Annotated in this window: 17 protein-coding genes; 4 read left to right on the top strand and 13 right to left on the bottom strand. The window is 71.2% G+C overall.

Features of this window, described 5'->3' with window-relative positions; all coding sequences use genetic code 11:
• Positions 1 to 23: 23 nt before the first annotated feature.
• The 4 genes from KOI35_RS03695 to KOI35_RS03680 all read left to right on the top strand — a co-directional run bounded on the left by KOI35_RS03695 (position 24) and on the right by KOI35_RS03680 (position 5,188).
• Positions 24 to 1,346 (top strand): ferredoxin-like domain-containing protein, encoded by a 1,323-nt coding sequence (locus KOI35_RS03695; protein ID WP_308120768.1) that lies wholly within the window; start codon positions 24 to 26, stop codon positions 1,344 to 1,346.
• Complete coding sequence (locus tag KOI35_RS03690; RefSeq protein ID WP_215784530.1) at positions 1,346 to 1,963, top strand: precorrin-8X methylmutase; 618 nt, start codon at positions 1,346 to 1,348, stop codon at positions 1,961 to 1,963. The genes KOI35_RS03695 and KOI35_RS03690 overlap by 1 nt, the downstream gene beginning before the upstream one ends.
• The gene (locus KOI35_RS48755; RefSeq protein ID WP_215784529.1) at positions 1,960 to 3,435 is read left to right on the top strand and encodes a precorrin-2 C(20)-methyltransferase; all 1,476 of its coding nucleotides are present in this window, start codon (positions 1,960 to 1,962) and stop codon (positions 3,433 to 3,435) included. Before KOI35_RS03690 ends, KOI35_RS48755 begins: the two co-directional genes overlap by 4 nt.
• A gap of 295 nt (positions 3,436 to 3,730) precedes the next feature.
• Positions 3,731 to 5,188, top strand: coding sequence for a cellulase family glycosylhydrolase (locus KOI35_RS03680; RefSeq protein ID WP_215784528.1), 1,458 nt, complete (start codon positions 3,731 to 3,733; stop codon positions 5,186 to 5,188).
• Here KOI35_RS03680 and KOI35_RS03675 read toward each other — a convergent pair.
• From KOI35_RS03675 to KOI35_RS03615, 13 genes are all read right to left on the bottom strand, one after another.
• Positions 5,122 to 6,351: a glycosyltransferase gene (locus KOI35_RS03675; protein WP_308120767.1), complete on the bottom strand. Its 1,230-nt coding sequence runs from the start codon at positions 6,349 to 6,351 to the stop codon at positions 5,122 to 5,124. The genes KOI35_RS03680 and KOI35_RS03675 overlap by 67 nt on opposite strands.
• Positions 6,323 to 7,555 carry a glycosyltransferase family 4 protein gene (locus tag KOI35_RS03670; protein ID WP_215784527.1) on the bottom strand — a complete coding sequence of 411 codons (1,233 nt, stop codon included), beginning with the start codon at positions 7,553 to 7,555 and terminating at the stop codon, positions 6,323 to 6,325. Before KOI35_RS03670 ends, KOI35_RS03675 begins: the two co-directional genes overlap by 29 nt.
• Positions 7,552 to 8,808 (bottom strand): lipopolysaccharide biosynthesis protein, encoded by a 1,257-nt coding sequence (locus KOI35_RS03665; RefSeq protein ID WP_215784526.1) that lies wholly within the window; start codon positions 8,806 to 8,808, stop codon positions 7,552 to 7,554. Before KOI35_RS03665 ends, KOI35_RS03670 begins: the two co-directional genes overlap by 4 nt.
• A complete protein-coding gene (locus KOI35_RS03660; RefSeq protein WP_215784525.1) occupies positions 8,802 to 9,575 on the bottom strand; it encodes a hypothetical protein in 774 nt (257 codons plus the stop codon). The genes KOI35_RS03665 and KOI35_RS03660 overlap by 7 nt, the downstream gene beginning before the upstream one ends.
• Entirely contained in the window at positions 9,572 to 11,500 is a 1,929-nt protein-coding gene (locus KOI35_RS03655) for a glycosyltransferase family protein (RefSeq protein WP_215784524.1), read from the bottom strand. Before KOI35_RS03655 ends, KOI35_RS03660 begins: the two co-directional genes overlap by 4 nt.
• Positions 11,501 to 11,511: 11 nt before the next feature.
• The gene (locus KOI35_RS48750; RefSeq protein WP_215784523.1) at positions 11,512 to 12,636 is read right to left on the bottom strand and encodes a glycosyltransferase family 4 protein; all 1,125 of its coding nucleotides are present in this window, start codon (positions 12,634 to 12,636) and stop codon (positions 11,512 to 11,514) included.
• Entirely contained in the window at positions 12,633 to 13,445 is an 813-nt protein-coding gene (locus KOI35_RS03645) for a glycosyltransferase family 2 protein (RefSeq protein WP_215784522.1), read from the bottom strand. Before KOI35_RS03645 ends, KOI35_RS48750 begins: the two co-directional genes overlap by 4 nt.
• A 79-nt stretch (positions 13,446 to 13,524) precedes the next feature.
• Positions 13,525 to 14,304, bottom strand: a complete 780-nt coding sequence (locus KOI35_RS03640; protein WP_308120766.1) for an L-type lectin-domain containing protein — start codon at positions 14,302 to 14,304, stop codon at positions 13,525 to 13,527.
• An 87-nt stretch (positions 14,305 to 14,391) separates the two neighbouring features.
• Entirely contained in the window at positions 14,392 to 15,510 is a 1,119-nt protein-coding gene (locus KOI35_RS03635; RefSeq protein ID WP_215784521.1) for an aromatic ring-hydroxylating oxygenase subunit alpha, read from the bottom strand.
• Between the two features lie 3 nt (positions 15,511 to 15,513).
• Positions 15,514 to 17,868 (bottom strand): GcvT family protein, encoded by a 2,355-nt coding sequence (locus tag KOI35_RS03630; RefSeq protein ID WP_215784520.1) that lies wholly within the window; start codon positions 17,866 to 17,868, stop codon positions 15,514 to 15,516.
• Complete coding sequence (locus tag KOI35_RS03625; protein WP_215784519.1) at positions 17,865 to 18,815, bottom strand: ABC transporter substrate-binding protein; 951 nt, start codon at positions 18,813 to 18,815, stop codon at positions 17,865 to 17,867. The genes KOI35_RS03630 and KOI35_RS03625 overlap by 4 nt, the downstream gene beginning before the upstream one ends.
• Positions 18,812 to 20,752: an ABC transporter permease gene (locus tag KOI35_RS03620; RefSeq protein ID WP_215784518.1), complete on the bottom strand. Its 1,941-nt coding sequence runs from the start codon at positions 20,750 to 20,752 to the stop codon at positions 18,812 to 18,814. Before KOI35_RS03620 ends, KOI35_RS03625 begins: the two co-directional genes overlap by 4 nt.
• Positions 20,749 to 21,783, bottom strand: coding sequence for a quaternary amine ABC transporter ATP-binding protein (locus KOI35_RS03615; RefSeq protein ID WP_215784517.1), 1,035 nt, complete (start codon positions 21,781 to 21,783; stop codon positions 20,749 to 20,751). Before KOI35_RS03615 ends, KOI35_RS03620 begins: the two co-directional genes overlap by 4 nt.
• Positions 21,784 to 21,785 lie beyond the last annotated feature (2 nt).

The following is a 21,785-nucleotide window of genomic DNA, read 5'->3' as shown; positions in this document are numbered from 1 at the left end:
GGATCGAACGTAGTATCCGGGCCGTGGCTGCCCGTGCGAACGACGTCGATGCGTGCCCCGGCGCCCTGCGTATGCACACGGCCGCCGACGGCCCGCTGGCCCGGGTCCGCCTCCCCGGCGGCATGATCACCGGGCCGCAGCTGGCCGCTCTGCACGCCTTGGCTCCGGCAGGCTTCCTGGAGCTGACGTCCCGCGCGAATGTGCAGCTCAGAGCCTTGATCGACGCCGACCCCGTGGAGTTGGCGGCCCGGCTGGCGGAGGCCGGTCTGCTGCCCTCCGAGACCCACGAGACCGTACGCAACATCGCCGCCCCACCCCTGGCCGACGCCACGATCCGCGCGTTGGTCGAACAGCTGGACCGGGACTTGTGCGGCGACCCGGCCTTGGCCGCCCTGCCCGGCCGTTTCCTGTTCGCGATCGGCGCAGTCCCCCTGTCCGCCGACGTGGCCGCCGTCCCCGTCGCCGCGCCAACTGGCGGCAAGCTCGCGGAGCCGGGCGATGACGAGTTCGCCATTCTGTTCGCCGACGAGGACCACGGCATCCGTGTGTCCGCAGATCAGGTGGTGCCGGCGCTGCTGGCCGCCGCGAACGCGTTCCTGGCCGAGCGCGCTACCGCCGCTGAACCGACCCGGGCAACGCCCGCGTGGCGTTTGCACGAGCTGCCCGATGGCCCGGCAACTGTCGCCGCTCGCACCGCGGCCGCCCTGTGGATAACCCACTCCGGCGGCTTGACAAGCGGTAGGGTCCCTTCCTTATCCCCAGGGTGGGCGGGGGTTAGGGATGGCGACTCCAGCGATCTTGAACGACGCGAAGCGCGGATGCCCGTCGACGCGGCGGCGCGGAACGGCGAGCCGACGGCGCCGGTAGGGATCGTTCGGCAGAGCGACGGCCTACAAGCGGTCGGCGCGCTGGTGCCACTCGGCCGGCTCGGCGGCCCGGCCCTCACGCTGCTCAGCACGGCCCGGCGCATAGTCGTCACCCCCGGTCGCGGAATTGTCGTGCCGGATCTGACCCCCGAGGCCGCCCGCCGCTGGGCGCGAGCACTCGACGAGGCCGGACTCCCAACCGACCCGCACTCGCGCTGGACCGGCGTGACCGCCTGCGCCGGAAAACCCGGCTGCGCCAAATCCCTGGCCGACGTGCGCGCCGATGCCGATACCACCACCACGTACGGGGACGGCCTGCCGGTGCACTGGATCGGCTGCGCCCGCGGGTGTGGCAGCCCATCCGGGGCGCACGTGCGGGTCGAGGCCACCGGGGACGGCTACCGCGTGAGCCGGGAACCGGACGGAAAGACGTACACCGGCGACACCGCACGCGCGGTCGCCGCCGCGAGGAGGAACTGATGGAGTACGAGAGGGACGGCGCCGAGATCTATCGGCGTTCCTTCGCCACGATCCGGGCCGAGGCCGACCTGGGCGGGTTGCCCGCCGAGGTGGCGCGGGTCGCCGTCCGCATGATCCACGCGTGCGGGATGGTCGACCTGGTCCGCGACATCGCGTACTCCCCGCAGGTCGCCATCGCCGCCCGGAAGGCTCTGCTCGACGGCGCCCCGATCCTGTGCGACGCCGAGATGGTCGCCTCGGGCATCACCCGCAAGCGCCTCCCGGCCGGCAACGAGGTCATCTGCACCCTGCGTGCTCCCGAGGTGCCCGACCTGGCCGCCCGCCTGGCCACCACCCGCAGCGCGGCCGCCCTCGACCTGTGGCTCGACCACCTGGAGGGCGCGGTCGTGGCCATCGGTAACGCCCCGACGGCCCTGTTCCGCCTGCTCGAGCTGATCGCCGAGGGCGCCCCGCGGCCGGCCGCCGTGCTGGGCATCCCGGTCGGTTTCATCGGCGCCGCCGAGTCCAAGGAGGCGCTGGCCGCCTCCGACCTCGAATATCTGGTCGTGCACGGCCGTCGTGGCGGCAGCGCCATGACCGCGGCCGCCGTCAACGCCCTGGCGTCGGAGGCAGAGTGAAAGGCAAGCTCTACGGCGTCGGGGTAGGCCCCGGCGACCCGGAACTGATCACGCTCAAGGCCGCCCGCCTCATCGAGAACGCCGACGTGATCGCCTACCACGCGGCCCGCCACGGTCGCAGCAACGCCCGCGCGATCGCGGCCGGGCTGCTGAAGGACACCCAGATCGAGGAACCGCTCATCTACCCGGTCACGACCGGGGAGACCGACCACCCGGGCGGCTATCAGGGCGCGATCGACGAGTTCTACGCCGAGGCCGCCGCCCGCCTGGCCGCGCATCTCGACGCCGGCCGTGACGTGGTCGTGCTGGCCGAGGGCGATCCGTTCTTCTACGGCTCCTACATGCACATGCACAAAAGGCTTTCCCACTCGTACGAAACCCAGGTCGTCCCCGGGATCACCTCGGTCAGCGCCGCCTCGGCCGTGCTCGGCCGCCCGCTGATGGAGCGCGACGAGGTCCTCACCGTCCTGCCCGGCACCCTGCCCCCGGCCGAGCTGGCCGCCCGGCTGGCCGCCACCGACTCGGCCGCCGTGATGAAGCTGGGCCGCACCTTCGACGGCGTCCGCGCCGCCCTCGAACGGGCGGGCCGGCTCGACGACGCCTTCTACGTCGAGCGCGCCACCACCGACCGCGAGCGCCACGCGCCCCTGGCCGACGTCGACGCGGACTCGGTGCCGTACTTCTCCCTCGCCCTGGTGCCCAGTGGGCGCCCCTCGCGGAAAGCCGGGAAAGTCACTGTCGTCGGGCTCGGACCGGGCGACCCGATGTGGCTCACGGCGGAGGCCCGCGGCGTCCTGGCGGCAGCCGACGACCTGATCGGCTACCAGCCCTACCTCGACCGCGTCGCAACCCGGACGCACCAGCGCAAGCACCCGTCCGACAACCGGGTCGAGGCCGAGCGGGCCGCCTTCGCCCTCGACCTGGCCAAACGCGGCCGCAACGTAGCCGTCGTCTCGTCCGGCGATCCGGGTGTGTTCGCCATGGCCGCCGCCGTGCTCGAGGTCAGCGAGGACCCGCAGTGGAAGGACGTCGAGGTACGGATCGTCCCCGGTCTCACCGCCGCCCAGGCCGTGGCGAGCCGGGCCGGCGCCCCGCTCGGGCACGACTTCTGCGTCATCTCGCTCTCCGACCGGCTCAAGCCCTGGTCGCAGATCGCCTCCCGCCTCGAGCACGCCGCCCGCGCCGACCTGGTGATCGCGGTCTACAACCCGGCGTCGAAGTCGCGCCGACAGCAGCTCGTCGATGCCCGGGCCCTGCTGCTCGAGCACCGCGCCGGTAGCACCCCGGTCGTCGTCGGCCGTGATGTCGGCGGGCCGCAGGAGTCGGTCCGGGTCACCACGCTGGCCGAGCTCGACCCAGCCACGGTCGACATGCGCTGTCTGCTGATCATCGGGTCGTCGCAGACCCGGGCGATCGGCCGCGGCGACGGCACCACGTTCGTCTACACCCCCCGCACCTACCCCACCGAGTAACAGGCGCACCACCGCACAGCCGGGCCCGATCGGGGTGCCCGGCCGCTGCACCCTGTCCACCACCGGCTGCAACGGCACTGCCACTTGGAAACCCAACTAGCGCGAACGATCCGACCGATTGAGGGGGCGCTCCCAAGAAACATTCCGCATTCTGACCGAAGGGCCCCGACCAGCCGTGTTCTCCGCTCGCCGCTGTGCCGCCGCTCTCGCCTCGTCCGTGCTTCTGGGCCTCGCCCTGCCGCACGCGCCGGCAACCGCCGCGCCCCACAAGCCCGCCGCTCCCGCCAAGTCGGTCATGAAGACCAGCGCTCCGGCCAAGACCGCCGCCAAGCCGGCGGCCACCAAGGCCGTCGCCACCAAGGCGACCGAGGTCAGCACGGTTCCGACGCTGGCCTCCCGCCTGGCCGCGGTCAAGACGGCGAAGTCGCTGAACTACTACCCGTCGGGCGCGGGCTGGTCGAAAATGTGGACGAACTGGGACGCCGCCAAGATCAACGCCGACCTGGCCAAGGCCGACGCGCTCGGCGCCGACAACGTGCGGATCATCATCTTCCCGACCCAGTTCGGTTTCCCGATGCCGTCCGACACCTATCAGCAGCGCCTGGCCCAGTTCGTGGACATGGCCTCGGCACGGGGCATGACCGTCAAGTTCACCCTGTTCGACTGGTGGGACGGCTACGACGAGATCGCCAACAGCCAGAACTGGGCGAACCGGATCCTCCGGGCCTACAAGGACGACAAGCGCGTCCTGTCGGTCGAGCTGCAGAACGAGTTCAACGCGGGCGACACCGTGGCCGTCAACTGGGCCAGGAAGCTGATCCCGTCGCTGCGCAGCGCGTTCCCCACGATGCCGCTGACCTTCTCGGTCGACGGTGTGTCGGGCGCTCCCGGCATGGCCCGGATCAAGTCCGCCCTGGCCTCGACCCCGATCGACTACTACGACTTCCACCTCTACGGCAACTCCGAGCGCGCCCTCTCGATCATCAAGAACGCGCAGGCCACCGTGGCCCCCTACCCGATGGTGATCGGCGAGACCGGCCTCAACACCATCCAGAACACCGAGGGCGAGCAGGCCGCGTTCCTGGCCCGCGTGTTCGAGGCGGCCGAGGTGGCCGGCGTGCAGTCGGTGGCACCGTGGACGCTGAACGACTTCACCCAGGGCGCCATCCCGACCTCGGCCGTCTCCAAGATCCCGGCCCAGTACAGCTACGGGCTCTACCGTCTCGACGGCAGCGCCAAGCCGGCCGCCGCTGTGGTCAAGGCGGGCTGGACCAACACGAACATGCCGGTCAGCCTGATGGACCCGAGCTTCGAAGCGGGCAACAACCTGACCCCGTGGCGCGCGTACATGCCCGAGCTGGGCCTGGCCGTCAAGACGCAGAGCATGGCCCGCACGGGCAAGTGGTCGATCAGCATGACCAACACCGGTAAGACCTCGGCCGGCTCGTCGCCGTCCTACCGCGTCGCGCCGATCGCCCCGGTCAAGCCCGGCCAGAAGTGGCACGGCGAGGTGTGGGCCCGCGGCAACGCGGCCACGGGCACCACCCAGATCGCGCTGAGCTGGTTCGACGCCAACGACAAGTGGCTCGGCGGCGTGTCCTCGAGCATCCTGCCGACCGGCACCACCGGCTGGACCAAGCTGGCCGTGGACGGGGTCGCCCCGGCCGGCTCGGCCAGCATGCAGGTTCACCTCAAGTCGGGCGACAACACCGGCACGGTCTGGTTCGACGACGCGGTGATCACGGCGTCCTGACCCACCGGGAGCACGCCCATCCGGGCGAACAACCGAGTGAAGGCGGCCACCGACTTCTCCCACGAGGAGGGGTCGGTGTGCCGCCTTCCGACGTTCAGAGACGCGGACCGTACGGCGTCGACCAGCGCGGACGGCGAGCCGGCGGCCACGAAGGTGGTCCCCGAATAGTCGGACGCCGCCTCGACCAGCCCGCCGACGGCGGTGACGACCACGGGCAGGCCGTGACTCATCGCGATGTGCAGCGGCCCGCTCGCCGAACTGCGGCGATAGGGCAGCACGACCAGGTCGGCATCGGCGAAGAACCCGTCGACCTCGGAGTCGGCGACGTAGCGGTTGACGAAGGTGATCCGGCCGGCCGCGGGCGACTCGGCGATCATCGAGGCGGGCCGGTCCCACCCCTCCCACGTCTCCCCCACGACGGTCAGCGTGTAGTTCGACGGAAGCCGCCCGAACGCCTCGACCAGATCCTCCAGCCCCTTGTACGGGCGGATCGTGCCGAAGAACAGCAGCCGAACCGTCCCGTCGGGCACCCGGGGCGACACCGGAACGGCGTCGTGATGGTCGAACGGCCCGTGCAGCGCGATCTCGTCCGGCACCCCGTCGAGGTCGTACGTGGAACGCAGTTGGACCCGGTCGAAGCCGGAGTGCACGATCACGCCCTCGGTGCGGCGCAGCAAGGGCCGGATCAGCGTGCGGGTGTACCAGGCGGCCCACCGGTGCTGGGCCTCGCCGGTGTCCTGCACCTCGTGGAACTCGACGACCACCCGGATCCCGAGCAGCCGGGCGGCTGCGGCCAGCACCAGGTAGGAGTGCAGGACCGTGCCCGTCCACCACTGGAGCACGAGCACCTCGGGCCGGAACGAGCGCAGGAATCGCACCGCCCGCACCAGGCTCGGCACCCCCCACCAGTCGACGCCGTCGAAGACCTCGACCCCGGGGGCGTACGCGAGGTCGTTGAGCCGTTGCCCGACCCGCCCGCGACCGGGGTAGAGCCGGGTCGGCAGCAGCTGGCGCATCAGGATCGCGCCGACCTCGTAGCGCTCGGCCAGCGCATTGGTCAGGCGGCAGGTGTAGTAGCTGATGCCGGAGAGGAACCGCCAGCCCGAGCCGACGACGACCACTCGGGTCGGACCGTCAGCGGGCAGCCGCGGCGATGCAGGCACGGTAGACCTCCTCGATCTGCGGGACGACGCGGGCGGCGGTGTAGTCGAGCCCGCGCCGGTGGCCGGCCGTGCGCAGGCGCGCGGTCAGGCCGGGGTCGGTGAGCAGCCGGCGGACGGCGGCCAGCAGGGCGTCCGGGTCGCCGGCCGGGATCTGCAGGCCGTTCTCGCCGTCGCGGATCATGTCGGCCAGGCCACCGGCCGCGGTGGCGATCAGCGGCGTGCCGGCCAGCAGGGCCTCGACCGCGACCTGGCCCATCGGCTCGAGAATCGACGGCACGACGCCGGCCGCCGCGTGGTGCCAGGCCGCCATCACCTCGGGGTGCGGCACGTTGTGGCGCACGATCACGCCGTCCGGGATCGGCGGAGTGTCCGCCCGCGGCGTCCCGATGCAGACCAGCGCCGGCGCATTCTCGTCGCGGGAAAGACGATGAAAAGCCTCGAAGAGCACATCGATTCCCTTGTGCGGCCCGAGTGCGCCCACGAAGAGCAGGTACGGCCCGTCCGGCAGCCACGAAGGGCGCGGGGTGTTGCGGGCCAGCTCGTCGAGCCCGTCCGGCACCAGCGACGTGATCACCTGGACCGGCAGGTCACCGTGGATCCGGCCCGCGCTCACGCCCTCGGCCACGGCGGGCGAGATCGCGGTCAGCGCGTCGATCCCCCGGTGCCGCTGGGCCCGCAGTGCCGTGGTCAGCACAGCCGACCTGGGTCGTCCGTATTGTTCCACAGCACACGGCACACACCGGCCCAGGCGCGGCCCGCCGCACGGCCGGCCGTTGCGGGCGAAGGTCTTCTTGACGCACGTGAAGCCGAAGTCGTGGGCCGTGTGCACGTGCGGCCGGCCACCCTTGCCGTAGCGCAGCGGCAGGTAGCTGTACATCATCCAGTCGTGGCTGTGCACCACGTCGTACTCGCCGTCGAGCAGCACCCGCCGGATCGCCGCCGTGGTCAGCGGGTCGGCCGTGGTCGGGTGGAACGGTTTGCCCGCGTCCTGGTTCATCCGCGGCAGCAGGGTGTTGGCCACGCTGCGCACGCGTTTCACCCGTACGCCCCGGATCGTCTCGTCGTGGTCGGCCAGCGGGGTCGCCAGCGTGAGCACGGTGACCTCGTGCCCACGCCGCACCAGCTCCTCGCTGCTGGTGGCGATGCTGCGCTCGAGCCCGCCGATGACGGGGGCGTACAGGTTGGACAGGTGCAGGATCCTCATGCAGCGGGGGCCTTTCGTCGAGACTTGATCCAAAAAATGGCGACGGCCAGTGCGCCCACCGACTGCCCGGCCAGCCAGGCGATGCCCGCGGCCTCGATGCCGGTGCCGGGCAGCCAGAGCCAGGTCAGGGCCAGGCAGACGGTGGCCATCAGCAGGTTGAGCCGCAGGCAGCGGCGGAACTGGCCGAGCGAACGCCAGTGCGCGACGGCCAGGTTGGTGATCGCGTCGGGCAGCGCGGCCAGCACGAGGATCCGCAGCAGCAGCTCGCCCTCGGCCGCGAAGCCCGCGCTGAACAGGCCGAGGATGCGGTCGCCGGCCAGGAACAGCAGCAGCGCGGGCGGGCCGATCACGGCGAACACGACGGCGGCGGCGCGGGGCAGGCCGGTCGCGGCCGAGTTGGTGCGCTCGGCATAGAACGCCGAGGCGACCGCGGGCGAGACCATGAACAGGATCGAGGCGGTCATCCAGGCCACGTAGAAGTGCCCGTTCGCCTCGGCCCCGAGCCGGGCCGTGACCAGCACCGGCAGCAACGCGGTGGGTCCGGCCTGGGCCAGGTTGATCAGGTGGTGGCCGCTCAGCGAGCCCTGGATGTGCCGCAGCTCGAGCCCGACCCCGGCGCCGTCGAGCCGGGCACCCGGGCGCAGCCGGCCGATCATCGTGGTCAGCGTGTAAGCCGTGACGCCGAGCGACGGCAGCGTCCAGGCGATCAGCACGACGCCCGGGCCCTGATAGCCGGCCCAGGTCAGCGCGGCCAGCGTGACCACCTTGCCGACGGCCAGGGCCAGGTTGCGGGTCAGCATGCCGTGGCTGGACCGGTCGGCGATGAAGATGTAGTCGAGCAGTGTCGTCGCGGTCAGGGCGACCGCCGTGGTGACCAGCGCGACCGTGCCGGACGTACTGCGCAGGAAGACGAACGTGCCCGCCAGCGAGGGCAGCAGACCGGCCGCGACGAAGGACGCAACCGCCGTGGCTCCACAACCGAGAAGCAGACCGGCACCGACGATCCGGGACCATTCCCGTACGCCCGTGCCCGGCAGCCGCTGGATGAACATGTGCCCGATGCCCAGGTTGGACACCATGCTGACCACGGTCGAGAGGGAGATCAGGGCGGTGGCCGCGCCGATCGCCGACGGGGACAGCCGATGAGCCGCGAGCAGCCAGTAGAGGTAGCCGAGCCCGGCCGTCCCGACCGTGCTGGCCATGATCAGGACGCTGTTGCGGGCCAGCGAGTCCCGCGCGACGGTCCTCAGCACGTGGCGGCCCCCCGGGTGGCCGGGCCCCGGCCGTAGAAGATGGTGCTCGACGCGCCCAGGCTGATCTCGATCCGATGCAGGCAGGCGTCCGGCGGCGCCGGCACGAAGACGTCGACCGAGCTGGTGGCGTCGGCGGCGACGGCCAGCGTCCGGCCCGAGACGAGCCGCGCGCCCATCCGCACCCGCAGCGGCTCGGTCGCGGCCGGCAACCCGGCGCTGCTGATCCGGACCGGGACTTTCACGCCACGGGCCGGGATGGCGACCGGGCGGTCGATCCCGGCGGCCCACCCGTTGAGGGCCAGACTCGTGTAGCCGGGCGGCGGCGGGTGCGGCAGACGGTCGTACAGCTGAAGGGAACCGAACCCCGCGACCAGAGTGAGCAGAGCGGGGATGCCGACCGCGAGGATCATGCGGGGCAGACGCGGATCGGCCGGCGCGGCGCCCGAGCGCTCCCGCACCAGCACCGCCCCGCCGAGCAGGGTGACCAGCACGGCGAGGCCGATGGCGATCGAGAGGGTGCCGATGGTGACACCGGCCGCGTGCAGGGTGATCGCCACGAACGGCAGGCTGACCAGCCCGGACGCGATGGCCAGGCCGATCCGGGCCACCGGGGGCATGGCCTCGCCGGTGAGCGCGCGCAGCCACAGCTCGCCGATCGCGACCAGCGCGGCCAGACAGACCACGGCGAGCAGCCAGGGCAGGTGCGTCCCCGCGGCCAGCAGGCCCAGGGCGGCGTACGTGGCGGCGAGCAGCCGGACGGTCGTCACCGGCCACTCACCCGCTGCCCGAGCGAGGCGAAGTCGAAACGGTAGATCGCGATGTTGCCGCTGTCGTAGACCTTGATCGTCCACGGTGTGTGGTCGAACTTGGTGAGCTGGCCGAGCGAGAACGCGGGCTTGCCGTCGTGCGGGACCGGCTCGTTGGTCTCGAAGTAGATCTGGATCTCGGGTACCTCCCGGGCCATCCGCCGGTCGACGATCAGATAGCCGAACCGCCACGAACTGAGCTGCCCGATCAGGTGCGGGTCGATCCGGCGGTCGGGCTGGGCCAGATAGAGGTCGTAGGTGCGGAACGACTGCGAGCCGGTGACCGGCTGCTGCTCGCCGAACGAGCCGAAGATCAGGCCGGAGTACCGGTCGGCGACGATCCGCAGGTCCCGGCCCTGGGTCGTGCGCAGCCACTCGGACGCGGCCGACACCTCGGGGATGGACGAGCGGGTGTCCGAGCCGAAGACGGGCGGGCCCGGAAAGCGGTAGGACGGGTTCATGCCGGCCGCGGTGTTGCCGACCAGCGCGACCGCGCACAGTCCGAGCAGCGTGCCGGCCACGGCGATCCGGGTCGCCCGGCGGGCCGCGTGGTCGAGCAGCGCCACCACCACCGGCGCGACCACGACGGCGAGGCCGAGATAGCTGAACGCCCACGAGCGGCGCGCGCCCTCGGCCCCGGACGGGGTGAGGATCAGCAGCGCGGCCGGGAAGTAGAGCGAGCCGAGCACGAACATGGTGAGCGCGCCGGTGCGGGACACCGCGTCGCCCTGCCGGCGGTAACGCAGGCGCCACGCGGCCGCCGCCATGGCCAGTCCGGCCAGGCCCTGCGCGCCGAACGCGGCGTAGCGCTCCCACCACGGCGCGATCGACTCGCGGAACAGCGTGCGCTTGCCCGAGCCGCTGCTGCCGGCCATCCCGGCGACCTGGTCGAGCGCCTTGGCCAGATAGGGATCGAGGTAGCCGACCGTCCGCGGAGCCACCACGACCAGGTAGGTCACCACGAGCACGGCGGCGGCGACGGTCAGCGCCCAGGCCGTCCAGGTGACCGCGCGCGGGTGGCTGCGGCGCAGGGCCCGGGCGGTGGCCACCGCACACAGGATCAGCATGACGCCGAGCAGGCCGAGGGCGGTCAGGTGATGGGTCGCGATGGTCGCCGCCGACAGCATCAGGGTCACGGCCGACCAGCCGTAGCGGGCGTGACCGGCCGGGCCGCGCATCGCCCGGTGCAGCGCGACGAGCGTCCACACGAGCAGCGGGATGGCCAGGGACTCGTACCCGAACTGGGTGTCGAAGAACAGGAACGAGCTGTTCAGGCTGTAGAGGATGGCGGCCACGGCGGCGACCCGGGCGTCCGGCCAGATCTCGGCGGCCAGCACGAACACGCCGAGCACGACCAGCAGGTGGGCGGCGATCAGCACGATCAGCGCGCCGTGCCAGATCGAGACGCCGGTCAGGGCCGAGATCGAGGCGACCGTCGCGTGCAGGCCGGGGAAGTCGCCGACCACCTTGACGATCGGGTTCTGCTCGAAGAGCCGGCCCTGGATCAGGATCTCGTGCGCCTGCCGCCAGTGCGCGAACTCGTCGTGATAGAGCGGGCCGTCCGGCGTACGCAGAAGCTTGGGAAGGTACGTGAAACCGGCGTACGCGGTCAGCACCGCGACCCGCAGCCGGGCACCGGTCCGCGGGCGCACCAGCCAGAACACCGCAGGCAGGGTGAAGACCAGCAGGCCCAGCCAGAAGAACCCGAACTGGTCGCCGCTGTCCCGCTCGGCCGCCCGGTTGGCCGCCACCAGCAGCGCGGCCCCGGCCGCACCGGTCACGACCAGGCTCGCGGCGCAGGCCACGCCGGGCCACCGGGACGCCGTCGCGGGCGCTTCGGGCGGGCTCGCGACGACGGGCGGGTCGAGACGGTCCTCGGCGACCATCCGGGTCAGGGTCATCGGTCGCCGGCCCCGGCCCCGGCCTTGGTCTGCTGGATCACGCGGACCGGTGTCGCCACGGCCGCGTAGACCGCGCGGGTCGCCAGCACGACGTCGCTCCACGTGGGCAGCGAGTTGCGGCCCTCCTCGGCCCGGGCGGTGCCCGCCGCGACCTGCAGCGTCTCGGCCAGCGCGACCTCGTCGTCCGGGTTGACCAGCCACAGCGGAGCACCCGGGGCGGCCATGGCGGCCAGTTCGCGGTGGGCCGGGATGAACGACGCCACGGTCGGGATGCCGGCGGTCAGCGCGTCGGCCACGGCCATGCCGAACGCCTCGTGGGCCGAGGCCGACACCACCGCCGCGGCCGACGCCATCCGGGCCTGGAAGGCGCCGTCGGGCAGGCGGCCGTGGAAGACGACCCGCTCGGGGCCGAGACCCAGCCGGCCGGCGAGCTGTTCCCACTCCTCGCGGGCGGGTCCGGAGCCGACCACGTCGAGGCGGTGGTCGGCCGGCAGCCGGGTCATGGCCCGGATCACCCGGTCGACCCGCTTGTAGCGTTCGAGCCGGCCGACACAGAGGATGCCGCGGCCCGGCTCGGGCCCGGCCACGAGGTCGGGCGCCGGGTCGGTGCCGTTGGGCACGACCACCATCCGGCCCGCCGCCTCGGGGAAGTGGCCGACCAGCAGCTCCCGTTCGGCCCGGGTGACACAGATGATCCGGCCCGCCCGGGCCACGATGCGGCGGCCGAGCGGGCGGTAGATCGGGTGCAGGACCGCGCGCAGCCGGCTGTGCCCGGTGCCGTGGTAGTGCGGCGTGAAGACCAGCGGCGTGCGGTTGGTCAGCGCGGCCGGCAACGCGGCCAGCGCGTGGTAGCTGTGCGCGTGCAGCACGTCGTAGCGCCCGGCGTTGGCCCGCAGCCACCGCCACAGCGCGATCGAGCAGCGGTAGTTCGGCGCCGGGACGGTGAGCGGGAAGCGGCGGACCACGACCCCGTCGATCGTCTCGACCGAGCCCAGGGCGTGCTGGGTGAGCACCTCGACCTCGTCGCCGGTGGCCACCAGGGCGGCGCACAGGCGGCGGACGTGGGTCTCCACTCCGCCGATGTCCGGGTGGTAGGCGCTGGTGACGACGCCGATCCTCACCGGGTGCGCTCCGGCGCCCGGTGGGCGGCGGCCCGGCGCCGGGTCCACTCCCGGGCGATCGTGCGCAGCACCCGCAGGCCGTCGGTGACCGCGTTGAGGTTGCTCTCGCCGTGGATGCGCTGCTGCTCGAAGCTGGGCACCTCGACGATGCGCAGCCGGGCCCGGGCCGCCCGCAGGTTGAGCAGGGTCTCGATCTCGAAGCCGTCCCCCCACAGGCGACCGTCGTGCGGGGTGGTGCTGTCCAGGTCGAAGACGTCGAGGTGGCGGGCCCAGAACGCGTTGTAGCCGTAGCAGAGATCGCTGTACCGGGTGCCGAAGAGGACGTTGACCATGAGGTTCAGGCCGTGGTTGCCGAGCCGGCGCAGCCGGGTGATGTCGGCGCTGCCGCCGCCGACGCTGAAGCGCGAGCCCTTCGCGAAGTCGGCGCCGGACCGCAGCGCCTCGATGAAGCTCGGGATCTCCTTGGGGTCGGTCGACCCGTCCGCGTCGATCATGACGATGATGTCGCCCGTGGCCGCGGCGAATCCGCAGGCCAGCGCGTTGCCCTTGCCCTTGCGGTTCTGCTGCACGATGCGGACGCCGGGCATCAGGCGGCGGGCCACGTCGACCGTGTCGTCGGTCGATCCGCCGTCGACCAGGATGACCTCGTCGACCTGGGGCAGTGCGGCCATCACGTGGGGCAGGTTCCGCGCCTCGTTCAGCGCCGGGATGATGATGCTGACCAGCGGCTCACTCGCGGTCGCGAGTACCGGGGGCGGCAGTTCGGTCGCCGCGCCGGCCTCCGGGCGAGCGTAGGGAACCGTAGACATCGTTGTCTCCAAGACTCGGTGCGGATGAAAGTGCGGATGAAGGTGCCGCCGGCGCCGGTCGACGCCGGCGGACTGCCTGCTAGGCGCCGGACCCCTGGACGTTCCAGGAGTAGATGTCCTGCTTCGAGAGGCCGGTGCCGGTCGAGCCGGTGAAGCCGACCCAGGCCTCGGAGTCCTCGACGTGGTCGGCCAGGTCGATCTCGTGGCGCAGCACGAGGTGCTCGGTCGAGCCCGCGTTCAGTGCGCGCACATAGACCCGCAGCATCTGCTCGTCGGCGTCGTAGTTGACCCGCGCGGTGAACGGCTTGCCGTACAGCGGGATCGGCGACTCGGCCGTCTCGTCCTGGTAGTCCGGGTTACCGCCGAGCACCACCGCGAGGTGGTTGCGGCTCGGGTCGTTCGAGTTCTGATAGATGTCGAACTCGACGGCCAGGCTGGGCTTGATGCCCCGGTAACCGAGACCGCCACCCCAGCCGCCGAGCGCCCGCGGGCCCTCGGTCTGCACGACGAACGCGATGCCGTCGGCACCCGGCCGGAAGTGGTGCAGGTAGACCTTGAAGGTCGACTCGAACGAGCGGGTGACGTCCAGCTTGGTCGTCGACCAGGCCGAACCGGACTGCCGGAAGCCACCGGGCGTGAGCCGCAGGATCTTCTGCCGGGCCTTGTCGCCGGACGAGAGGATCAGGTCGGCCGACCCGTTCCGGTCCAGGTTGCGCGCCGCGCCCCGGAAGGTCGGGTAGTTGATCAGCGGATCGTCGCCGCCGGCCGCGTACGCGGGCGCACCCCCGCCGGCTATCGAGAGGGCCAGGGCGGCAATGAGCCCCCCACGGGCCAGTCTCGAGGAACGTGAAGAAAGCACAGTTCTGCGCTCCAAATCGGATAATTTGCCCCACTAGGACGAGCCTTAAGGTAGGGCAGCGCGCAGAGCTGCGTGACCGAGTCGATACTATTTGTCCCGGATTGGGGGCAGTCGGTCGGTTACCCACTGATGGAACGCGCCAATGTGGTGCTCACTCGGGACGAGCACGCCCCCACGCGCGTACGCCCGCGACGACATCGACGGCTGGCAGCGCTCGCAGGCCTCGAAGTCCTGCCGGTTCACCCGGTCGAAGAGCTCGACCGAGTTGGTCAGGTCGGCGCCCGACGCCACCACCTCGGGCAGGAACAACCAGTCGCACTCGACGATCGTGCGGTCCGCGGCCAGCGGATACATCCGGTGGAAGATCACGTGGTCGGGCACCAGGTTGACGAACACCTGCGGCTTGATCGTGACGGCGTAGTAGCGGCGGTCCTGCTCGGGCGCGATCGTGCCGATCGTGGTCACGCCGGCGCCGCCGTCCACGGTGAAGCCCTCGACGTCGCGGCCGAACTCGGCGCCGTGGCCGACGTAGTACTGCGCGGCGTACCCGCCCGCGAACTCCGGCAGCACGTGCACGAGCTCGGGGTGGATCGTCGAACAGTGGTAGCACTCCATGAAGTTCTCGATGATGAGCTTCCAGTTCGCCCGTACGTCGTACCGGATCCGCCGGCCCACCTGGAGCGACGGCAGGTCGTAGCGGTCGATCGCACCGAGATCACCCAGCCGCTCGACGCACGCCCCGATCACGTCGGCCTCGAACGACGGCGGCTCGTCGGCCAGGCACACCCAGACGTAGCCCAGCCACTCACGGACGTGCACGTTGACCAGGCCGTATTCGACCCGGTCGACGTCCGGCATCTTGACCAGGTTGGGCGCGGCCACCAGCTTGCCGTCCAGCCCGTACGCCCACGCGTGGTACATGCACTTGAAGGTGCGCTTGACCGACCCCGACTCCTCCACGCACAACTGCGCTCCCCGGTGCCGGCACACGTTGAGGAACGCGCGGGCCCGCCCGTCGGCGGCGCGGGTGATCAGCACACTCTCCCGGCCGACCTGGACCGTCCGGAACGCGCCCGGCGTGCCCACGTCCGATCCCCGCGCGGCGCAGAACCACATGCGCTCGAAGATCGCCTCCTGCTCGCGGGCGAAGATCGCCGGATCGGTGTAGTAGTGGCCGGCCAGAGTGGGAATCAGCGACGAGGTCATGGGTTATCCCCTCAGCCGTTCGTGCTTGGGATCGAACAGCGGCTCCTCGGCGACGGTGGCGGCCAGCCGGCGGTCGAACCAGCCGATCGTCACCTCGGTGCCGGGCACGGCCAGGGCGGCCGGGAGCCACGCGTACGCGATCGGCGCCCCGACCGTGTGCCCGTAGGCCGCACTGGTCACGAAGCCGACCGGCCCACCCCCGGCGTAGACCGGTTCGCGGCCCATCGGCACCACTCCCGCGTCGGCCAGCAGCAGGCAGGTGAGCCGGCGCTCCGGTTCGGAGTCGACGAGCGCGTCCCGGCCCAGGAAGTCACCGGCGTCGCGGCGTACGGCGAAACCCAGACCGGCCTCGTACGGGCTGTCCTCCGCGGTCATGTCGGTGCCCCACAGCCGATAGCCCTTCTCCAGGCGCAGGCTGCTGAAGGCGGCCCGGCCCGCCGCGATCAGCCCGAGATCGCGCCCGGCCTCCCACAACGTGTCCCACAGGCGCAGCCCGTGATCGGCCCGGGCGTAGATCTCCCAGCCCAGCTCGCCCACGTAGGACAGCCGCAGCATGGTGACCGGAACCGTGCCCAGGAACCCCTCGCGGGCCTGGAAGTAGCGGAACGCGCCGGCCGACACGTCGATGTCGGTGAGCGGGGCGACCAGGTCACGGGCCCGCGGACCCCAGACGCCGAGACCGCAGGTGCCGCCGGTGATGTCCCGGATCCGGACGCCCGCGGGCGCGTGATCGCGCAGCCAGTGCAGGTCGATCGGGCCGTTGACGCCGACCTGGAAGCGCTGCTCGCCGAGCCGGGCCACGGTGACGTCGCTGCGGACGCCGCCACCGGAGTCCAGCAGCAGCGTGTAGGTGACCGAGCCGACCGGCTTGTCGACATTGTTGCTGGTCAGGCCCTGCAGAAAGCTGACCGGGCCCTCGACCTCGAGCCGCATCAGCGAGGTCATGTCATAGAGGGCGACCCGCTCCCGGGTGATCCGGGCCTCGGTCTCGGCGATCGGGGACCAGTGCCGGCTCGACCACTCGTCACGGGCTTTCGGCTGGTCGGGGGCGGCGTTGACGCCGTACCAGAGCGGCCTCTCCCACCCGGCCGCCTCACCGAACACCGCACCCAGCTCCGTCTGCCGCGCATGGAACGCGCTGACTCGGATATTTCGGACGGATGGCGGATCCAGCGGGTGCAGGATGTCGTACACCTCTTCGAAACTGCGGATCGAACGCTGCCGTGTGTAGTCCGGGGCGAGCTGCGCCGGATCGAAGCGGTTGAGGTCGCATTCGTGCAGGTCGAGGCTCGGGCGACCGTTGACCAGCCACTCGGCCATCTCGCGGGCGGCCCCGGCCGAGTGGGTCACCCAGATCGCCTCGGCCGTCCAGAACCCGGGCAGCGTCCGCGACTCGCCGAGCAGCGGGAAGCCGTCGGCGGTGAATGAGAACACGCCGTTGAAGCCGTCGGTCCGCTCGGCGTGGCGAAGCGCCGGCAGCAGTTCGGCGGCGGCGTCCCACGACTCGGCGAACGTCTCCGGGGTGAACGGGAGCATCGACGGGTGTGGGCCCTCGGCCAGCTCATCCAGGCTGACCGGCATCGGCTCGTGGAGATAAGAGCCAATGCCAAGGCTTTCCCCGTACGCCCGGAAGTACAGATCCCGGTCCTGATGGCGCAGGATCGGCATGTCGTCGACCGCGTTCACGTTCGACGTGCGCACGAACTGGTGGGCCATCGGCAGCAGTGGAATCGTGGTGTCGGCCAACTCACCGATCTTCGGACCCCAGAACCCGGCGCAGCTGACCACGATGTCGGCCGGATAGGCGGCGTCGGCCGTCCACACGCCGACGACCCGCCCGTCGGCCTGGATGATCTTGGTGACCTCGGCCCGTCCGACGAAGCGCGCGCCCCGCTCCTGAGCCCGCGCCGCCTGCGCCTCACACGCCTGCACAGCCAGGGCCAGGCCGTCGGTGGGCACGTGCAGCCCGCCCAGGACCCGGTCCTTGTCGAGCAGCGGCACCAGTTCGGCGCAGGCGACCGGGTCGAGCATCGCCGACCCGATCCCCCACGACTGGCCGTACCCGAACCGGCGGTGCAGCTCGGCCAGCCGCTCGGGTGTGGTCGCCACCTCGAGACTGCCGAGCGGCCGGAAGCAGCCCAGCTCCCCCAGCTTCTCGACGGTGTACCGGGCGAGCCGGGTCATGGTCCGCGACGGGTTCGTCTGGAAGACCAGGCCCGGCGCGTGCGAGCTGGACCCGCCGGTCACGAAGAGCGGGCCCTGCTCGAGCACGGTCACGTCGGTCCACCCACGCATGGTGAGCTCATCGGCGAGCGCGCAGCCGACCACTCCGGCGCCGATGATCACGACCTTCGTCATGCCGGGACCCAGGGCTTCCAGGTCGCCTCGTGCTCGTTGACCCACTTCTCAGCGGCCTGGTCGTCGTCCATGCCCTGGTTGGTCAGGTAGTCCGAGACGATGTTCTGGTCGTCGTTGGTCCACTTGAAGTTCTTGATGAACTGGTACGCCGTGCTGTTGGCGTCGGCGAACTTCTTGCTGGCGATCTTGTCAAGCACGTAGTCCGGGTAGTCGCAGGCGACCTTCTTCGGGTCCTTGTCACAGCCCTCGGTGTAGGTGGGCAGCTTGACCCGGACGTACTTCTCCTTGGCGAACAGCCACTGCGGCTCGTAGAAGTAGAAGAGCAGCGGCTTCTTCTGCGCAGTGGCCTGCTGGGCGGCCTTGATGATGCTGGCCTCGCTGCCCGAGTAGACCACGGTGTAGTCGAGCTTGAGGTTGGTGACCAGGGCCTCGTCGTTGGTGACGAAGGACGGGTCACCGGCCAGGAACTGCCCCTTGCCCTTGGACTCCGAGGTCTTGAACAGGTTGGCGTACTTGTTGAGGTTCTTGTAGTCGGTGATGTCCGGGTACTGCTGGGTCATCCACTCCGGCACGTACCAGCCGATGATGCCGTCGTTGCCGGTCGGCCCGACCTCGACCGCGACCTTCTTGTCCTCGATGTAGGTCTTCTTGAGATCCGGGTGCCCCCAGTTCTCCACGATCGCGTCGACCTCACCGGTCTCGAAGCCCTGCCAGGCGATCTCTTCCTTCAGTTCCTTCTTCTCGACCGGGTAGCCCATCTTCTTCTCGAGGATGTAGGCGATCACCGCGGCGTTGGCCTCGTACCCGACCCATGGGTTGATCGCCAGGTTGACCGTCGCCTTGGCGCCGTCGCTGGGCTTGTCCTCGCCGGCGCCCGAGGTGGCGCCGCCGCACGCGGTCAGGCTCACTATCAAGGTCGCCGCGACGGCGACACGGATGCTTCTCATCTTCGAGGTCCCTTCGAATCGTGGAAACCCTGGGTCAGGCGGTCGAGCAGGATGCCGAGCAGCACGATGGCGAGACCGGCGGCGAGACCCTCGCCGAACAGCTCGCGCTGGGAGAAGCCGGCGACGACGTCGTAGCCGAGGGCGCCCGCGCCGACCAGGCCGCCCACCACGACCATGGCCAGGACCATGACGATCCCCTGGTTGGCTGCGAGCAGCAGGCCGCCCCGGGCCATCGGCAGCTGCACCTTCCAGAGCAGCTGCCGGGGCGTGGAGCCGGCGCTCAGCGCGGCTTCGACGACGGTCGGCGGCACGTCGCGGACACCCCGCTCGACCAGCCGGACCACCGGCGGCACGGCGAAGATGATCGCGGCCACGATCGCGGTGAAGCGGCTGTTGCCGAACAGGGCCACGGCGGGCAGCAGATAGACGAACGACGGCATGGTCTGGGCGGCGTCGAGCACCGGGCGGACGGCGGTGGCCAGCCGGTCGTGCCGGGCGCAGAAGACGCCGACGGACACGCCGATCACCATCGTCAGCAGGATCGCCACCAGCACCGTGGCCAGCGTCTGCATCGAGTGCTGCCAGAGGCCGAGACCGGCGATCCCGGCCGCCGACAGGGCAGCGATCAGGGCCGCCCGCCAGCCGCTGACCAGGGTGCCGAACGCGGCCACGGCGGCCACGAACAGCCACCACGGCGTGGTCACCAGCACCGACTCGAGCGGGTTGAGCAGGAACTCGCTGACCCGGTTCTTGATCCCCTCGGTCGCGTCGAACCAGTGCAGCTCGATCCAGCCGACGAGGTCGTTGACCGGGGCGGCAGCGCTCCACTGCGGCAGGCTCTCCGGATTGATCGTGACCAGGGCGGCGGCGATGACCACGACTATGGCGATGCCGGTCTGGATGAGACGTGACCGCCGGGCGTGGTGAATCCGCGTCTGCCGAGCCGCGTTCGTGGTGATCCGGTCGAGCACCACGGCCAGGATCACGATCGCGACCCCGGCGTTGAAGGCGGCGCCCACGTTGACCCGCTCCAGGGCGTTCACGATGTTCTGCCCCAGGCCGGGCGCGTCGATCAGCGCCGTGATGACCACCATGGACAGCGCCAGCATGATCGTCTGGTTGACCGCGAGCGCGAGCGTGGTCCGGGCCATCGGCAGCCGCACCTTGCTCAGCAGCTGCCACCGGGTCGAGCCGAGCGCGGTCGCAGCCTCCACCGCGGTCGGCGGCACCTCGCTGATCCCGAGCGCGGTGATCCGGATGGTGGCCGGCACCGCGTAGATCATCGTGGCGATCACCGCGGCCGGCTCGCCGATCAGGAACAGCAACGTCATCGGGGCCAGATAGGCGAACGTCGGCATGATCTGCATGACGTCGAGCACCGGCCGCAGCGTGGCGCCGACCCAGCGGACCCGGGCCGCGAGCACGCCCAGCGGCACCCCGATCAGCACGCTGAGCAGCACCGCGGACAGGGTCAGCACGAGCGTGTCGACGCTCTCGTCCCACAGGCCGAGCACGCCGAAGGCCAGAAAACCGAGAAACGCCAGCAGGCCGGTGCGCCAGCCGGCCAGCACCAGCGCGATCGCCGACACCGCCGCGACCAGTCCGGCGAACCCGAGCCCGTACAGCCCGGCCTGCACCACGTCGACCAGCAGCCGCACACCGAGGCGCACGTAGTTGATCCCGTACAGGAAGAACGGACTGGTGTCCCGGTTGGCGTCGACCCAGTCCCGAACGCTGTCGAAGAACCGGAACGCGGCCGCGTCGTCGCTGTCCGGCGCGCCGTCCGTGCGGAAGACGAGATAGGCCACCACGGCGAGGACGATCAAAACCGTTCCCGCCGTACGCCTCCGCGTAGCGCCCCCGCGTCTCGGCGCGTCGGCTTCGGCGGCCTTCTCGAGCACCCGCCCGCCGGGCCGGGTCAACGTCGGCGCGCTCATGCCGGCACCTGGCGATGATGGCTGACCAACGCGGCCAGCATCTGGTCGGCGTCGATCACACCGAGCCGCTTCTCGCCGTCGACCACCTGGATCGGGCGCTCGGCGCGCATCACCCGGTGCACGGCGTCGCGGATGACCGTGCCATGCGGCAGGGGCACGTCCTCGACCAGCTCGCCCGGGGCCGGGTCGCGCACGATCCAGCGCAGCGTCAGCACGTCCGAGCGCGGCACGTCCCGGACGAAATCCGCCACATAGGAATCGACCGGCGCCCCGACCAGTTCCTCGGGCGTGCCCACCTGCACCAGCTCGCCGTCGCGCAGCACCGCGATCCGGTCACCCAGGGTCAGCGCCTCGGCCAGGTCGTGCGTGATGAAGACCAGCGTCTTGCCGACCTCGGCGTGCAGGCGGCGCACCTCGGCCTGCATGTCCCGCCGGATCAGCGGGTCGAGCGCGCTGAACGGCTCGTCGAACAGCAGCACCTCGGGGTCGGTGGCCAGCGCCCGGGCCAGGCCGACCCGCTGCTGCATGCCGCCGGAAAGCTGGTCGGGATAGTGGTGTTCCTGGCCGTCCAGGCCGACCAGGGCCAGCATCTCGGTCGCCTTGCGGTGCCGTTCGGCCTTGGTCACACCCTGGATCTCCAGCCCGTACGCGACGTTGTCCAGCACCTGGCGATGCGGCAGCAGCCCGAAGTGCTGGAACACCATGGCCACCTGCCGGCGCCGCAGGTCGCGCAGCCGTTTCGGGGTCATCGCGCGCACCGGTTCCCCGCCGATGCTGATCTCGCCGCTGGTCGGTTCGATCAGCCGGGTCAGGCAGCGTACGAGGGTCGACTTGCCGCTGCCGGACAGTCCCATCACGACGAAGACCTCGCCCGGCCGCACCTCGAAACTGACGTCGCGGACGGCGGCCAGGCAGCCGGTGCGGGCGCGCAGTTCGGCGCGGGGCAGGTCGGCCAGCGCGGAGCCGGGGACCCGCTCGGCCCGGGGACCGAACACCTTCCACAGATCCGCTACCGCGATCATCGGTGTCATCC

The organism is Paractinoplanes bogorensis (assembly GCF_018829635.1).
Classification (GTDB): domain Bacteria; phylum Actinomycetota; class Actinomycetes; order Mycobacteriales; family Micromonosporaceae; genus Actinoplanes; species Actinoplanes bogorensis.
This window is presented reverse-complemented; position numbering and strand designations above follow the sequence as displayed.

Excerpts from the sequence above, each read along its gene's own strand:
- KOI35_RS03630 (WP_215784520.1), bottom strand. The coding sequence starts at position 17,868 with ATGACGAAGGTCGTGATCATCGGCGCCGGAGTGGTCGGCTGCGCGCTC.
- KOI35_RS03645 (WP_215784522.1), bottom strand. The coding sequence starts at position 13,445 with ATGTCTACGGTTCCCTACGCTCGCCCGGAGGCCGGCGCGGCGACCGAA.
- KOI35_RS03680 (WP_215784528.1), top strand. The coding sequence starts at position 3,731 with ATGAAGACCAGCGCTCCGGCCAAGACCGCCGCCAAGCCGGCGGCCACC.
- KOI35_RS03635 (WP_215784521.1), bottom strand. The coding sequence starts at position 15,510 with ATGACCTCGTCGCTGATTCCCACTCTGGCCGGCCACTACTACACCGAT.
- KOI35_RS03670 (WP_215784527.1), bottom strand. The coding sequence starts at position 7,555 with ATGAGGATCCTGCACCTGTCCAACCTGTACGCCCCCGTCATCGGCGGG.
- KOI35_RS03620 (WP_215784518.1), bottom strand. The coding sequence starts at position 20,752 with ATGAGCGCGCCGACGTTGACCCGGCCCGGCGGGCGGGTGCTCGAGAAG.
- KOI35_RS03690 (WP_215784530.1), top strand. The coding sequence starts at position 1,346 with ATGGAGTACGAGAGGGACGGCGCCGAGATCTATCGGCGTTCCTTCGCC.
- KOI35_RS03615 (WP_215784517.1), bottom strand. The coding sequence starts at position 21,783 with ATGACACCGATGATCGCGGTAGCGGATCTGTGGAAGGTGTTCGGTCCC.
- KOI35_RS03625 (WP_215784519.1), bottom strand. The coding sequence starts at position 18,815 with ATGAGAAGCATCCGTGTCGCCGTCGCGGCGACCTTGATAGTGAGCCTG.
- KOI35_RS03655 (WP_215784524.1), bottom strand. The coding sequence starts at position 11,500 with ATGGTCGCCGAGGACCGTCTCGACCCGCCCGTCGTCGCGAGCCCGCCC.